Below are 14,551 nucleotides of genomic sequence, written 5' to 3'. Positions count from 1 at the left end.
CCGCGGGCGCGCACGACGATGCGACAGCACTGCGGGCACGATCGCGCAATTACGCCAACCTGTTCGACGCCAAGCTCGGCTTCATTCGTCCGCGCCTCGCCAACGGCCAGTGGGCAGAACCCTATGATCCCAAGGGGATCGGGCACGATTGGCATAAATGGCGCGACTTCACCGAGAGCAACAGCTGGGAAGCGACCTTTCTCAACCAGCACGATCTCTATCATTACATGGAGATGTTCGGCGGCGAGAAGGCATTCGAGGCGAAGCTCGACCAACTCTTTGTCGTCACCGGTATGGGGGAGGGTGCGCCGCCCGATATTGCCGGGCTGGTCGGCCAATATGCGCATGGCAACGAGCCCAGCCACCACGTCGCCTATCTCTACGCGTATACCGGCGCGCATCATAAGACGCAGGCACGCGTCCGCATGCTGCTCGACACGATGTATCGCGATCAGCCCGACGGACTCGCCGGCAACGAAGATTGCGGGCAGATGAGCGCCTGGTACCTGATGAGCGCGATGGGCCTCTATGCGGTCGATCCGGTCAGCACCAATTACGTGTTCGGATCGCCTTTGTTCGAACGTGTGGCGATCGACCTCGAAAACGGGAAGACGTTGGAGATCGAGGCGCGCGATGCCGGGCCCGACAATTTCTACATCCAGTCGGTGCGCTGGAATGGCGAGCCTTGGAGCAAGAGCTGGATCAGCCATGCCGATCTCGCCAAGGGCGGGCGTTTGGTCTTCAAGATGGGGCCGAAGCCCGATCCCCGCTTCGGCGCGGACAAGGCCGATCGGCCGCCGTCCTTCGCCTAGAGCCTGATCGTCATTGGTGGAAGCGCTGCGCGCTTCCGCGATGACGTGAATCAGGCTCCATTCGGGGCTAAGGGCGCAGCGTATCCGGAATGGCGGGGTAGGCGTCGAGCACGTCGCCAAGCGCGTGCTTGAGCGGCCCCAGCCAGGGATCGAACTTGCGCCATTGATCGAGCCCGCCGGTGAAGATCGGTTGGCGCACCTGTTGCGCGCTGGGCGTGCGGACGGCGCGTTCGGTCCGGTGGAAGGCCAAGCAGCCGGGCTCGAATGGCAGGCCGAGAGTATCGAGCAGGCGGCGAACCTCGCTTTCGGTGTCCGCGACCAGATCTTCATAGAAGATGCGATGGACGTGACCCGGCAGCACCGCGTCCCACAGGGCCATGAAGCCGATATAGGTCCGGTAATAGGCGCCGATATCCCTGAGATCGTAGCTGAAATCGTGGCCGCGCGCGAAATGCTGCTTGAAGCAGGACCAGCCGCACGACAGCGGATGGCGCCGCACATCGATGATCTTGGCGTTCGGCAGGATCGTGCGGATCAGCCCGATATGCATGAAGTTGACGGGCAATTTGTCGATGAAGAACGGGCGGCCGGCCTTGCGCTGGATGCGGGTGGCCTGCAGGAAATCCTGGCCCAGCGCGGCGAGTTGCGCCGCGGGTACGGTGGCCAGCATTTCCGGATAGCGCCCGCCGGGCAGATCAAGCTTCCGAACGATGCGGAGCAGATCGTTCAGCTCCATCGTTCCTTCGATCTGGCTGTGGCTGGCCAATATCTGTTCGACCAGGGTCGATCCCGAGCGGGGCAGGCCGACGATGAAGATCGGATCGGGCGCGGGATCGCCCGCGCCGGCACGCTCGGCGAAGAAATCGGGCGTGTAGAGGCGCGCCGCGCGCCGCAGCTGATCGCCCATCTGCGCCTGATTGTAGCGCACCATGCCGTGCCGTAGCCTGTTGCCCGCCGCATAACGCTCGAACGCCTCGGCATAGTCGCCGGCATCCTCCAGCGCCTTGCCCAGCGCGAATTCGGCCTGCAGCCGATCGGCGACCGGCAGATCGGGCAAACCCGTCAGCACGCGCAATTGCGCCACGTCGTCGGGCGAGAAAGCGAAGGTCTTGGCATTGGCCAGCGACCACCACGCCTCACCGCCCTGCGGCGCGAGTGCGATGCTGCGCCGGTAGCAATCCACGCTTTCGGCCGATCGTCCGATCGTCTGCAGCACGTTGCCGAGTGTGATCCAGGTCACGGCATCGGGACGGATATCGAGCATCCGCCGATAGAGGACGATCGCCTCGTCATAACGGCCCGCGCGATCGAGCAGGTTCGCCTTGAGATTGAGGTAGCCGAGATGATCGGGCTTGCTCGCGAGCCGTTGATCGAGTTCGGCCAACGCGTCCTCGGACGGCGCCTGGAGCAGGGCATCGAGCAGCAATTGGCGCGCGATCGTGAAATCCGGCGCGAGTTCGATCGCGCGGATCAGCATGCGTGCCGCGTCAATCGGCCGCCCCATTCGCATCGCGACATCGGCCATCATCCGCAGCGCGGCGATATCGCTGGGTTCGGCCTGCAGCCGGTCGCGCAGCCAGGGATAGGCGTCCGACAGCCGGTTGGCGCCGATCGCCTGCGCCGCCTTCGCCAGTTCCGGATCCTTCGCGGATAACTGAAGCGCGCGAAGATGCGCCGCGCCGCCCTCATTTGTCTGCCCCAGCGCGTGCAGGCTGTTGCCGAGCCCGCGCCATGCCGCCGCCGCCTCGGGCATGAGCCGGGTGGCTTGCGCGAAGGCGGCCTCGGCCTCCTGCGCGCGGCCCTCGCGCAGATGTGTCGCGCCCGCGGTGAGGGCTTGATCGAGCTCGGATGACGTCACGAGCGAACCAAGGCGGGACTGCCAGGCGAAGTCAATCGCATCCGCGCGACCCGGTTTCGAAACATGCCCGATATATCCTTCCATCAGCTCGTCGATTTTGACCTGTCCGGAGATGCGGCTTGGTGAACCATGTGCCGTCTGCCCCTGACAGATCGGGGATATGAATTTGATCTTCTTGCTTCTCGCCACCCTCGCATCGTCGCCCACGCTCGGCATGGATGCAGGCAAATGCCGAACGTCCGAAACCGGGCCGGCCTTCCTCGTCGATGTGAGCGGGCTCAGGGATCGCGCCGGCCATCTTAAGCTGGAGCTCTATCCCGCGAATGACGGCGATTTCCTGGCGGACGACAATGTGCTGGTGGCGGCGGGCAAAGCCTTCGCCCGCGTCGATGTGGCGACGCCGGCCGATGGGCCGGTCCAACTCTGCATCCGCGCGCCCGCGCCCGGCCGCTATGCGCTTTCTTTGCTGCATGACCGCAATGGCGACCGCAGGTTCGAGGCGTCGAGCGACGGGGTCGGCTTTTCCGCCAATCCCAGGCTGGGTTGGTCAAAGCCGGCCGCGAAGACGGTCGCGGTCGATGTCGGCGACGCGCCGAAGCGGATCACGATCGTGATGAATTACCGCCACGGCCTCGGTATGCGGCCCGAGCGCTAATCGCCGCTCGCTTGCGGCGCGCCGCGCTTGCGTTAAGCCAAGGGGGTGGGGACGAGTCGTTATGCGGCTTTCATAAGCTATAGCCACGCCGATCAAGCGGTCGCGCGTTGGCTGCACCGCGCGATCGAAACCTATCGCCTGCCCAAGGCGCTGATCGGAACGGATTCTCCGTTCGGGCCGGTGCCGCGCCGGCTGCCCCCCGTCTTCCGCGACCGCGACGAATTGCCAGCGAGCGGCGATCTCGGCAGCGAATTGCGTGGCGCGCTCTCGGAGTCGCGCTTCCAGATCGTGTTGTGCAGCCCGCGCGCCGCCCAGTCGAAATGGGTCAATGAAGAGATATTGAGCTTCAAACGCGTGCACGGCGAAAACCGCACGCTCGCGCTCATCACGGGGGGCGAGCCCTATGCCGGCGGCGACGAGGAATGCTTCCCGCCCGCCTTGCGCTTCAAGCTCGCGCCCGACGGCAGCCTGTCCGACACGCCGGCCGAGCCGATCGCCGCCGACATCCGCCCGGGCAAGGACGGCCGCCGCCTAGCCTTGCTCAAGCTGGTCGCGGGCATCACCGGCCTCAAGCTCGACGCGCTCGCCCGGCGCGATGCGGCGCGGCGGCAGCGGCGGCTTGTCTATCTCACGGCGGCGTCGCTGGCGGTGGCGGTGCTGACGATCGGACTCGCCATCTACGCCGAGAGTCAGCGGCGCGTGGCGGAGCATCAGCGGCGGCTCGCCGACAAGAGCCTTCAGTTCCTGATCGATACCTTCGCCATCGCCAATCCCGCGACCGAAAACCCGCGCACCATCACCGCGCTCACCATCCTCGACCGCGTTAGCAAACGCGCGGGTAGCGAGTTGAAGGACGAACCCGCGGTGAGCGCGCGGCTGCTGCAAACGACGGGAGAGATTTACCTCAATCTTGGGCTGCCGAAGGAATCCGAACGCGACCTGCGTGCCTCGCTGGCGTTGGAGCCGGCGAAGAGCGAGGGCAGGGCGCGTACCCTGATACGCCTGGCAATACTTGCCTACCGCCGGGGCGACGCCAAAAGCAGTGCGGGATTCATCGATGCAGCCCAGCAATCCTATGACGAGAACGCAGCTTATGCTCCAGCGCTCGATGCCTGGATATTGGAGCGTCGCGGTATGGTTTCCATGCTGTCGGGGCACTACTTAACCGCTGCAGAGCAGCTCGATCAGGCTGCAACAAGCTATAGCAAACTGAGTGGTGACTACCGGCAAGAGTTGGGCAGAGCGTGGCTCACCCAAGGGCGGGCGCTTGTACTCGCAAAGAAGTTCGCTCCGGCTAACGTTCTGTTCGCAAAGGGGGCAGAGCTTTATACTGCCAAGTTCGGCGCGAACCATGTGCTGACTGCGAATGCGATTCAGAACCAAGCCTCGGGATATTTTGAGGCGGGCCGTTTTCCGGAAGCGGAACGGAGTGCGGCAAGGGCGATTGGCATCTATCAGCGGGTGCTTGAGGGCGACCATCCGACTATTGCTGCGTCACAATTGCTGCTCGGGCGAATTCGTACCTCGCAAGGCGACTTTGCAGAGGCGATCGTGAGCTTCGACAAGGCGCGTGGAATCTACGAACGCATTTACGGGCCGCGCAACGTGGCGGTCGGCGATGTCGATTTTTACGCCGCCGAAGCGGAAGCCAAACGAAAAGACACAGATGCGGCCTTGCGCCTGCTTGCGCAAACCAAGGCGATTTACGATGCGAGCTACGGTCCTGACGATCCAGATCAGGTCGAACTGCTGATTGCCCGCGCGAAGGTGCTCAGGGGGGCGGGGCGGCTGGACGAAGCGCGCCGTGATTGCACGGCCGGGCTGGCATTGCAGACGAAGCTCGATCCGCACGATCCGGAACTTGGTGCGACACGTCAAGCGTGTGCCGCGATGGGCGCAGCCAAATCTGGCAACTAAGATAAGGCGGATTTCCGGAGGGTATTAGCTGGAGCTTCGTGGGTTCTTCGCCCGCATGAAACATCAAACCGAGCAAAAAAGGAGTTGATCGCCGACCCTGCCGCGACCTTTCATTTCGTATCCGATTCGTTTATTCCGGCTCCTTACCTTGGGGGGAAGGGACATGCTCAAAGTTCATGCGGTTGAGAACCGTGCGCGTGCGCCACGGGTCCGCTTCCGCTCATGGCTCTTTGGCGCCGCCGGCCTGCTGATCGCCTCCGGCGCGCACGCCACCGTGACCGAGACATTGTCGACCTCCAGCACCTACAGCCTGTACGACCACGGAAGTATCGATACGGGCAATATCGCGGGAGACAGCGCTCATCTGTTCGTGGATGGCACCGTGCCGGGCCAGCCGACGAGCATAAAGCTCGATTATGATTCCACCATCGCGCCGGACGGCAGCTTCGATTTCTTGCACAATCTCACCTGCGTCGGCACCTGCTCGATCAGTGTGAATACGCTCGTCACCGACGTGATCACCAACGACAGCGATCAGGCGGTGACGATGCGGCTCGATACGCATATCTCTGCCGGCCATATCGGATTTCAGGGAGATACGGGCGGGGATCTCGCAGGCTTCTCGTTCCAGGTCGCGCAGACCGACCGAGACGCCGATGGGAACGCGCTCGGCACCAGCCTGCTCTACTTCGCCGGCGGCGGGATCGATGCGTTCGGTGGCGAGGAATCGGCCGTGCCCGGCAATTTCAACGGGCCATTTGCCGGACTGACCAGTTACGTGAACGGAAATGAGAGCGCCTATGATTGGGGCGAAACCAACCTCAACATGCTGGTCACCATCGCGGCGGGCGGAAGCGCGACTATCGTGTTCAACACGCAGAGCTTCGCCAATTCCTATGGGACGTGCGACAGCATCGACGCCTGCGACGGAGTACAGATCGCCTTTGGCGATCCGCGCAACAACGGCGGCATTGACCCCAATCTTACCGGGCGATCGTCGCTGTTCGATTCATCCGGCAGCCCCGCCGGCATTTCGGTGATCGGGCGGCAGTTCGACGCGGATTCGAACTATCTGCATCTGGTCGACGCGGACGCACCGCTGCCGCCGCCGGGGCAGACCTTCCGCGCGCCGCTCTACGCTCCCGGCTCCTTCGCGACGGCCGGCGTGCCCGAGCCCGCGAGTTGGGCGATGATGATCATGGGCTTCGGCATGACCGGTGCAACCATGCGCCGCCGGACCCGCTCGACACATTTCGCCTGACGCCTTAATCGAACCGCATGGCTGACCTCAGATCCGGCGCGATGCATCCGCCGCGCCCGGAACTCGCGCTCAAGCTCGGTATCACCGGCCACCGTGCGCTCGGCACGGACGGGAGAGCGGCGCTGGTTGCCGCGCTCGATGACCTGTTCGCGCGCATTGCCGACAAGGTCGCGGCGATCGGCCAGGCCCATGCCGATCTGTTCGGCGATTGCGCACCCGTGCTGACCCTGGTGTCGCCGCTGGCGGAGGGCGCGGACCAGATCGCGGCGGCGGTCGCGCTGGGTCGCGGCTTCACGCTGCACGCGCTGCTGCCGTTTGCGCGTGACACCTATGCCGAGGACTTCAAGGGCGCCGCGCTCGCGCGGTTCGAGGCGTTGCTGGCGCGCGCCGAGGCGGTGTGGGCGTTGCCGGCGCCGCGCAGCCTGGGCACGCGCGGCTATGTGCTGGCGGGCGAGGCGACGGTCGCGCAGAGCGATATCCTGATCGCCGCATGGGACGGCGAGGAAGCGCGCGGTCCGGGCGGCACCGCCGAGGTGGTCGATATCGCTGTGCGCCGGGGCGTCCCCGTCATCCACCTGCCGACAGGATCGGCCGATGCGCCGACGATCTTGTGGGCCGGTTTCGAGGATGTCGCGCCGGAACTGCTGCGCAGCGACGACGCGCCGCGCCGCCCGCTCGACAGAGCGGCGTTGGAGGAAGTACTCGACGCGCTGCTCGCGCCGCCCGATGCGATGCCCGAACTGACCCTCTTCCTGGCCGAGCATGAACGGCGCGTGCGATCCCGCCCCGAATGGGCGCTGCTACTGGCGACGGTCGGCGTCCAGCCGATCCGCCGCGCCAGCTTCCGCGCGGCCGGCTATGCCGAGACGGCGCGGCTCGATTGGGAAACCTATCATCAGGGCGTCGCCGATGCATGCGGCCCGGCGGCGCGCATGGAGGTGCTGGAATCGGCCTTTGCCTGGGCCGACGGGCTGGCCCAGCATTATGCCAATGTCTTCCGCAGCGGCGTTGTCCTCAATTTCGCGGGCGCGGCGCTGGCGGTTCTGCTGTCGCTGGCGGCGTCGTTGCTGCCGGGCGAGAAACTGGAATTGCTGGTCGCCGAACTGCTGATCATCGCCGCCGTGGTGGCCAACACGGCGCACGGCACCAAGCGGCAATGGCACCGGCGTTGGCTCGATTATCGCTTCCTCGCCGAACAGCTCCGCCCGCTGCGCAGCCTCAAACTGCTCGGCGCCGCCAGTGCGGCGGTGCGGTCGAGCGGGGCGTCGCGTCGTTGGACCGACTGGTACGCGCAGGCGCTGTGGCGGTCGCTCGGCGCGCCGCCGACGCTGGCGGGGCCGGACGCGCTCGGCCGGCTGGCGCGCCATATCGCCGCGCACGAGCTGGATGGGCAGGTCGGTTATCATCGCGCCTCAGCACACCGGATGCATGTGCTCGATCACCGGCTCCATCAGATCGGTCTGACCCTGTTCGCAATGACGATCCTGATCGGCCTCGGCACGCTCGGCGGCCTGTTGTTCGCGCATGAACTGACCAAGCAGATCGCGCCGGTCCTGGGGATGCTGTCGGCGGCGTTGCCGACACTGGGTGCGGCGATCTTCGGGATACGCGGCGCGGGCGATTTCGCGGGCACCGCCGGACGTTCCGCCGAGACGGCCCGGCGGCTCGCGCATGCCGCCAGTCTGCTGCGGCGCGACCCGATCGATCATAAGGCAGCGGTGCGCGCGAGCGAGGAAGCCGCCTCGATCATGCTCGCGGATCTGGGCGAGTGGCGCTCCACCTACACCCACCGCAAGCTCGCGATTCCTTCCTGAGTGGCGCGATCGTCGTCGGACAAAAGCTGAATCTTCGGCTTGACGCATGCCGATATCGGAATATGATAGCACCCATGGCACGAGCGGCGACGACATCGGACGTTTTCAACGCGATCGCCGAGCCGCGGCGCCGGGATATCCTGGTACTGCTGCGGGCGGGTGAGCGGCCGGTTACCGAGTTGGCCCAGAAGCTGGGAATGACCCAGCCGGGGGCGTCCAAACATCTGCGGGTGCTCCGGCAGGTCGGGCTCGTACGGGACCGCAAGGCAGGCAAGCAGCGCGTGTACGGCCTCGAGGCCCGCGAGCTGCGCGCGGTCCACGAGTGGATCGGCGGGTTCGAGGGGTTCTGGAACGAGAGTTTCGATCGGCTGGACGCGTACGTGCAGGACCTCAAGCAGGCAAGGCAGGAGGAGTGACCGATGGCAGCGAAAGGACACGACGCACTGGCGCAGTCAGGGACGGCCGACCGCGAGATCGTGATCTCCCGGCTCATCAATGCCCCACGGGAGCTGGTGTTCGAGGCGTTCACCGAAGTCCGGCACCTGTCGCGATGGTGGGGTCCGGAGGGGTTCACCACCACCACGCGGGCGTTCGAGTTCCGCGCCGGCGGGGAGTGGGTCTTCGTGATGCACGGACCGGACGGGACGGACTACCAGGAGTGGATCTCCTGGACCGAGATCGCCCCGTCGGAGCGGATCGCGCTGCTGCACGGTGAGGCTCGCGGCGACCCGAACGCCTTTGAGTCGGTCCTGACGTTCGAGCCCGACGGTGCGGCGACCAGAATCGAGATGCGTACGGTATTCCCTACCAAGGAACTGCGCGACGAGGTGGTCGAGAAGTACCACGCGATCGAGGGCGGCCAGCAGACCTTGAGCAAGCTGGCTGCCTACGTCACCGAGATCGTTCGGAAGGGAGTGGCAGCCTGATGGCCGGGAAGGTGTTCTTCAGCGTGTCGATGTCGCTCGATGGGTTCATGGCGCCGGAGGCCGTACCCGTCGAAGACGTCTTCTCGCCCGAAGGTCAGAACGACCCGAGGGTCCAGCGCTGGATGATGAAATGGTCGGAGCTGCAGGCGTGGGCCTTCCCGCAGCGGTTCTTCCGGGAGAACCTCAAACTCGGCGAGGGTGGCGAGGAAGGACTCGACAACGACATCGCTCGGGCGACGCACGAACGCACCGGCGCGAGCGTCATGGGCAAGCGCCTGTTCGACGCCGGCGAGCTGGCATGGCCGGAGGAGGCACCGTTCCACACACCGGTGTTCGTCGTCACCCACACCAGGCGCGAGCCGTGGGAGCGGCCGGGCGGGACCATCTTCCATTTCGTCAACGACGGCATCGAGGCCGCGCTCGACCGGGCCCGCGAGGCCGCCGGCGACCGCGACGTCCGCATCGCGGGCGGCGCCGAGACGATCCTGGAATATTTGAACGCCGGCCTGATCGACGAGTTCTCGATCGCGCTGTCGCCCGTGCTCTTCGGCTCCGGAATCCGCCTGTTCGAGGGCGTGGACGCGGGCCGCGTGGCCCTGGTGCCGATCCGCGCGGAGCCGACGCAGTGGGCGACCCACCTGACCTACGCAGTTCGGGAGCGGTAACCACCTGGGCCCTCGGCGCTCCCCCGCCGAGGTCGGCAGCATGGCGAGCCTCGATGCTCTGAGCGTCAGTTTTATCGCGAAGTGGCGCGCCCGGCAGGATTCGAACCTGCGACCACAGGCTTAGAAGGCATGTGCTCTATCCAGCTGAGCTACGGGCGCCCGTGAAAGGCGTTAGCGTGGATTGCGTCGCCACGGAACCGGGATAGTCTGCTTCACAGTGTCCAGACGGAATGCTGGATCACGACCCGATAGCCGTCCGGGTCCTCGAAGGTCTGACCATACTTGTCCCAATATGGGTTGAAGGCAGGGACGGGATCGAAACCCGCATCCCGCATCCGCGCGACGGCCGCCGCCCATTCCGTATCGTCGGGAATGTAGAAAACCAGGAGACTGTCCTCCGTCGGGGCTTTCCCGGCAGTGTGCCCATAAGCGCGCGTGAATTCGAAATGATAGGACGCACCCTCCCGCCCAAGCATGACACCATCGAAGCCGTTGTGATTTTCGAACCGATAGAGAAGATTCAGCCCTAAACCATCGCGATAAAAAGGAAGAAGCGCTTCGAGATTGTCGCTTGGTCGGGCGACGCGCAGCGTGGGTATCGAGTTCATGGCTTCGTCACGCCTTGGCCTTCGCTGCCAGGATTTGGGCAAGCGGGTTGGGCTCAGGCTCCGCGATCTTCTTTAAATGGTTCACGTCGCGGTGGTTGAAAGGTTCGGTCCGCCCATGGACGAGCAAGGTCGTCTCGGTGACGTAGCTCCAGCTTCCATCGGGATGGAAGGTCACGGTGATCTGGTAGGCATCGGTGCGGAAGGCATATTCCAGGAAAGCCGTCGAGCAGATGCCATATTCGGTTTCTCCGCGCGTCGCGCTGACCACCAGTTTCATGTCGTCGGGTGCCGCATGCCCCGACGCTATCGCGATCTGCCCTCGCGGGATGGCGAGTGTCTGCAGGACCAGCCCGGTTGCGGGTTCCCACAACCAATATCCGACCTGATCGTGGAAGGTGATCTCCTCCTCACGCGTGTTGATGTGGATATGATAGCGCAGCCCGTAGAAGAGCTGCGGCCCGTTGGCCTGCGGATCGATCGGCTGCATCTCGATACGCTCGATGAAGACCCGCCGTTCGGGGCCGTCCGCCTTGGGATTCAGATCGACCCCATGTTCGCCTTGCCAGGTGCCCGCGAGCCGCCGCAGCGGCCCGAGATTGGCCAGGGTGTCGGGATCGACGTCGGTCGGCTCGGTAAAGACGTCTTCCGGGAAGGCGGGCATGGGTTACTCCGGTAATGCGATTCCCCGACGAATGTGCCCGTAACGACCGCCCAAGGAAATGGCCGAACGTGGATTGCGCGAAAGCGCAAGCACGATAGTCTGGCGCTATGAACGGGGCAGGGGAAGGACGGCCGGTTGCGGTCGAGGCGGGGGCGCTTGCAGGGCGGCCCTTCCGCTATTTCGATTTCATGATGGCAGCGTTCGTCACCATCCTGTTGCTGTCCAACATCATCGGCGCGGGCAAGCGCGCGGTGATCGACCTGCCGTGGATCGGGCCGTGGCCGTTCGGGGCGGGCATATTGTTCTTTCCCGTCTCCTATGTCCTCGGCGACGTGCTGACCGAGGTCTATGGCTACGGCCGCGCACGGCGTTGCGTGTGGGCGGGCTTCGCGGCTTTGCTGTTCATGGTGTTCATGAGCATCGTCGTGGTGGCGTTGCCGCCTGATGCCGGCTGGACCGGGCAGGCTGCCTATGAAGCGGTGTTCGGCCAGGCATGGCGGATCGCGCTCGCTTCGCTCTGCGCGTTCTGGGCGGGCGAGTTCGCCAACAGCTTCGTATTGGCCAAGATGAAGATCATGACGCAGGGCCGCTGGCTGTGGACGCGCACGATCGGGTCCACGATCATCGGGGAGGGCGTCGACAGCCTGATCTTCTATCCGATGGCATTCCTCGGCGCGGTCGGCTGGACCACGCACGAAGTGCTGATCGTGCTCGGCACCCAGTGGGTGCTCAAGGTGTCGTGGGAGGTGATCCTGACGCCGGTCACTTATGCCGTCGTCGGATTCCTCAAGCGGCGCGAAGGCGTCGATGTATTTGACGAACAGACCGACTTCTCGCCGTTCCGCGCGCGCGTTTAGGCGACCGGCGGAGGCTGCTTCTCGACTTGAGGAATGTCCGGGTGGATCAACGCCCATTCGGGCGCTTCACTCGTCCAGATCGAGGCGATCGGCGAAACCGCGCTCGGTTCGTCGAGCGACCCGACCCGCGCGACGATAAACTCCGGGCGCGCCGCATTTTGCGCAAACAAAGGCGAACCACAGGTCGGGCAGAAGCCGCGGTTGATCGCGTTGCCGCTGTCGGCGGTCTTCTCATACCAGCGGACTTCGCCCTCGATCTCGAAATCGGCGCGGTGGAAGAAGGCGTTCACGCTGGAATTGCCGCCGGTCACGTGCTGGCAGATGCGGCACCAGCAGATGCGCGCCATCAGCGGTGGCTGCCTAGCCGAATAGCGTACGGCCCTGCACAGGCAGCCGCCGGTTACGGCCGGCGCGCTCAAGCGACAGCTTCGAGCAGGCCTTCGAACAGCTTGCGGCCGTCGCTGCCGCCATGTTCGGGGCCGATCATCCGTTCGGGATGCGGCATCATGCCGAGCACGTTGCCTGCCTGGTTGACGATGCCCGCGATGCCGCGGGCCGAACCGTTGACCTTCTCGGCATAGCGAAAGGCAACACGCCCTTCGCCCTCGATCCGGTCGAGCGTGGCGTCGTCGGCGGTGAAATTGCCATCATGGTGCGCGACAGGAATCGTGATCTCCTCACCCGCATTGTAGCGGCTGGTGAAGATCGACTGGCTGTTCTCGACCGTCAGCGCCACCCGGCGGCAGACGAAGGACAGGCCGGCATTGCGCATCAGCGCGCCGGGCAACAGACCTGCCTCGGTCAATATCTGGAAGCCGTTGCACACGCCCAGCACGGGTACGCCGCGTTCGGCCGCCGCGACCACCGCCTTCATTACCGGCGATCGCGCCGCCATCGCGCCGGAGCGGAGATAATCGCCGTAGGAGAAACCGCCGGGCACTGCGATCAGATCGCATCCCTCGGGAAGCTCGGTCTCACGGTGCCACAGCATGGTCGGCGCACGGCCCGTGACCGTTTCGATCGCCACCGCCAGATCCCGGTCGCAATTGGAGCCCGGAAACACGATCACCGCGGATTTCATGACCTTACCCCCGTTCGATGCGATAATTCTCGATCACCGTGTTGGCGAGCAGCTTGCGGCACATCGCCTCCAGGTCCGCGTCGGTGACGCCGTCGGCATGGTCGAGCTCGATATATTTGCCCTGACGGACATCCTCCACGCCCGAAAAGCCGAGGCCTTCGAGCGCGTGGTGGATGGCTTTGCCCTGCGGGTCGAGAACGCCAGTCTTGAGCGTCACGTAAATACGCGTCTTCATGGCTCAGTGCCCCTCTACGAGGGCACGCGCTTGGTCAAGTCGGTCGGCGTAATTATTCACGACTTTTGCCGTCCGCGCGGCATACAGGTTCGCATCGTCGAAGCGCCGATCCTCGATCGCCTCGCGCACGCCCGGCAATGTCTTGGCGCCGTAGCCGGTCAGGCGGCCCGGCGCGTAGATCATGTTCTTGTACCAGGGCCGGCCGGGCAGGCCGCGATCGTCGAGCAAGGTCTGGTCGATGTCGCGCAGCAGGCCGTTGAGCCTGGTGCGCTGCGCCGGGTCGAGCTTGCCGCCCTTGTCGGCATAAGCGGTGTCGAAGGCGTGTGCGGCCTTCTTGAGATGATCGACCGCATCGGCCAGCGCCGCCAGTTCGATATGTGGTGTCGGAGCCTCGGGTAAGGGCGCGCCGACGGACTTGAGCGGGTCGTCCGCCAGCCGGAAAGCGTCGTCCTTGCCCAAAGCCTCATATTTGCGGTCGGCATCGCGGCGCTTGTCGGCGAGCTTGGTCACTTCATCGAGATAGACCGCGACCGTGTCGGCGAAGTCGCCGAAGCGCATCGTCGGCGTATCGGCGTCGGCGATGCGCAGCACCACGCGGCCCGCGACCTTGGACAGAGCCGCGCCATATTTCAGGCCGGGATCGTCGAACGTCGTCATGTGGTGGAAGCTGTCGTAGAGCGAATGATAGACGCCGCCGCTATTGTCCTCGCCGCCGAAACCGAGGTCGAGCGCGGGCAATCCCAGGTGCTGCAGATAGGACGAATAATCCGACCCTGAGCCGAGCGCCGCGATCGGCAGATCGCCACCGCTTTCCGCCGCAGTCAGTTCGCGTTCGTCGGTTTTCTCGCCTTCATAAGCGCCGACGCGGATCCCGGCGCGGGCACGCTGAGCGACAGTGGCGCCGGTCTCGGGATCGGTGACGTCGGCCATCACCTGATTGACCAGATGCTGGAAATCGTGGCTGCCGCCGGCGTTGAGGAAGCCGCGGCCATTGCCGTCCGAATTGATGTAGATGAGCGCCTTGCGCTTCAGTTCGTCGGCATGCTGCTCGGCCCATTCGGTCGAGCCGAGCAAGGCCGGCTCCTCGCCGTCCCAGCTGGCATAGACGATCGTCCGCGCCGGCCGCCAACCCTGCTTCAACAGGCCTCCGATCGCCTTCATCTCGGACATCATCGCGACATTGCCGGAGAGCGGATCAGCC

At 65.0% G+C, this 14,551-nt stretch carries 15 protein-coding genes, 1 tRNA gene and 1 pseudogene; 9 read left to right on the top strand and 8 right to left on the bottom strand.

Going from position 1 to position 14,551, the window contains the following annotated elements:
• Positions 1 to 812 (top strand): glycoside hydrolase family 92 protein (locus VK533_RS07690; protein ID WP_324376278.1); only part of this gene is annotated, 812 nt, incomplete at its 5' end.
• 67 nt (positions 813 to 879) lie between these two features.
• Here VK533_RS07690 and VK533_RS07685 read toward each other — a convergent pair.
• Complete coding sequence (locus VK533_RS07685) at positions 880 to 2,670, bottom strand: tetratricopeptide repeat-containing sulfotransferase family protein (RefSeq protein ID WP_324376277.1); 1,791 nt, start codon at positions 2,668 to 2,670, stop codon at positions 880 to 882.
• A gap of 160 nt (positions 2,671 to 2,830) precedes the next feature.
• Between VK533_RS07685 and VK533_RS07680 the strand changes: the two genes are divergently transcribed.
• The 7 genes and pseudogenes from VK533_RS07680 (at position 2,831) to VK533_RS07650 (ending at position 9,908) form a co-directional block, all read left to right on the top strand.
• Positions 2,831 to 3,325 (top strand): DUF2141 domain-containing protein, encoded by a 495-nt coding sequence (locus VK533_RS07680; RefSeq protein WP_324376276.1) that lies wholly within the window; start codon positions 2,831 to 2,833, stop codon positions 3,323 to 3,325.
• 45 nt (positions 3,326 to 3,370) lie between these two features.
• The gene (locus tag VK533_RS07675) at positions 3,371 to 5,242 is read left to right on the top strand and encodes a toll/interleukin-1 receptor domain-containing protein (RefSeq protein ID WP_324376275.1); all 1,872 of its coding nucleotides are present in this window, start codon (positions 3,371 to 3,373) and stop codon (positions 5,240 to 5,242) included.
• 1,162 nt (positions 5,243 to 6,404) lie between these two features.
• A pseudogene (locus VK533_RS17250) lies at positions 6,405 to 6,503 on the top strand (PEPxxWA-CTERM sorting domain-containing protein); the annotation flags it as partial.
• A gap of 17 nt (positions 6,504 to 6,520) precedes the next feature.
• A complete protein-coding gene (locus VK533_RS07665; protein WP_324376273.1) occupies positions 6,521 to 8,317 on the top strand; it encodes a DUF4231 domain-containing protein in 1,797 nt (598 codons plus the stop codon).
• A gap of 74 nt (positions 8,318 to 8,391) precedes the next feature.
• Complete coding sequence (locus tag VK533_RS07660) at positions 8,392 to 8,733, top strand: metalloregulator ArsR/SmtB family transcription factor (protein ID WP_324376272.1); 342 nt, start codon at positions 8,392 to 8,394, stop codon at positions 8,731 to 8,733.
• A gap of 3 nt (positions 8,734 to 8,736) precedes the next feature.
• Complete coding sequence (locus tag VK533_RS07655; protein ID WP_324376271.1) at positions 8,737 to 9,243, top strand: SRPBCC family protein; 507 nt, start codon at positions 8,737 to 8,739, stop codon at positions 9,241 to 9,243.
• Positions 9,243 to 9,908 (top strand): dihydrofolate reductase family protein, encoded by a 666-nt coding sequence (locus tag VK533_RS07650; RefSeq protein ID WP_324376270.1) that lies wholly within the window; start codon positions 9,243 to 9,245, stop codon positions 9,906 to 9,908. Before VK533_RS07655 ends, VK533_RS07650 begins: the two co-directional genes overlap by 1 nt.
• Positions 9,909 to 9,990: 82 nt before the next feature.
• Here VK533_RS07650 and VK533_RS07645 read toward each other — a convergent pair.
• The 3 genes from VK533_RS07645 to VK533_RS07635 all read right to left on the bottom strand — a co-directional run bounded on the left by VK533_RS07645 (position 9,991) and on the right by VK533_RS07635 (position 11,177).
• Positions 9,991 to 10,067, bottom strand: a tRNA-Arg gene (locus tag VK533_RS07645).
• Positions 10,068 to 10,120: 53 nt separating this feature from the next.
• Positions 10,121 to 10,516 (bottom strand): VOC family protein, encoded by a 396-nt coding sequence (locus VK533_RS07640; RefSeq protein WP_324376269.1) that lies wholly within the window; start codon positions 10,514 to 10,516, stop codon positions 10,121 to 10,123.
• 7 nt (positions 10,517 to 10,523) lie between these two features.
• Positions 10,524 to 11,177, bottom strand: coding sequence for an FABP family protein (locus VK533_RS07635; RefSeq protein ID WP_324376268.1), 654 nt, complete (start codon positions 11,175 to 11,177; stop codon positions 10,524 to 10,526).
• A 107-nt stretch (positions 11,178 to 11,284) separates the two neighbouring features.
• On the opposite strand from VK533_RS07635, the gene VK533_RS07630 reads away from it, so the two are divergent.
• Positions 11,285 to 12,034 (top strand): queuosine precursor transporter, encoded by a 750-nt coding sequence (locus tag VK533_RS07630; RefSeq protein WP_324376267.1) that lies wholly within the window; start codon positions 11,285 to 11,287, stop codon positions 12,032 to 12,034.
• Here the strand turns inward: VK533_RS07630 and VK533_RS07625 are convergent.
• The 4 genes from VK533_RS07625 to VK533_RS07610 all read right to left on the bottom strand — a co-directional run.
• The gene (locus VK533_RS07625) at positions 12,031 to 12,381 is read right to left on the bottom strand and encodes a GFA family protein (RefSeq protein WP_324376266.1); all 351 of its coding nucleotides are present in this window, start codon (positions 12,379 to 12,381) and stop codon (positions 12,031 to 12,033) included. The two genes, VK533_RS07630 and VK533_RS07625, sit on opposite strands and share 4 nt — an antisense overlap.
• A 68-nt stretch (positions 12,382 to 12,449) precedes the next feature.
• On the bottom strand, positions 12,450 to 13,115 hold the full coding sequence (gene purQ / locus VK533_RS07620; RefSeq protein ID WP_324376265.1) for a phosphoribosylformylglycinamidine synthase subunit PurQ: 666 nt from the start codon (positions 13,113 to 13,115) through the stop codon (positions 12,450 to 12,452).
• A gap of 4 nt (positions 13,116 to 13,119) precedes the next feature.
• Positions 13,120 to 13,350 (bottom strand): phosphoribosylformylglycinamidine synthase subunit PurS, encoded by a 231-nt coding sequence (purS, locus tag VK533_RS07615; protein WP_324376264.1) that lies wholly within the window; start codon positions 13,348 to 13,350, stop codon positions 13,120 to 13,122.
• A gap of 3 nt (positions 13,351 to 13,353) precedes the next feature.
• The coding region (locus tag VK533_RS07610) for a transferrin receptor-like dimerization domain-containing protein (RefSeq protein WP_324376263.1) at positions 13,354 to 14,551 on the bottom strand (1,198 nt) is incomplete at its 5' end.

The sequence above is a fragment of the Sphingomonas sp. genome, from assembly GCF_035317925.1.
Taxonomy (GTDB): Bacteria; Pseudomonadota; Alphaproteobacteria; order Sphingomonadales; family Sphingomonadaceae; genus Sphingomonas_I.
This window is presented reverse-complemented; position numbering and strand designations above follow the sequence as displayed.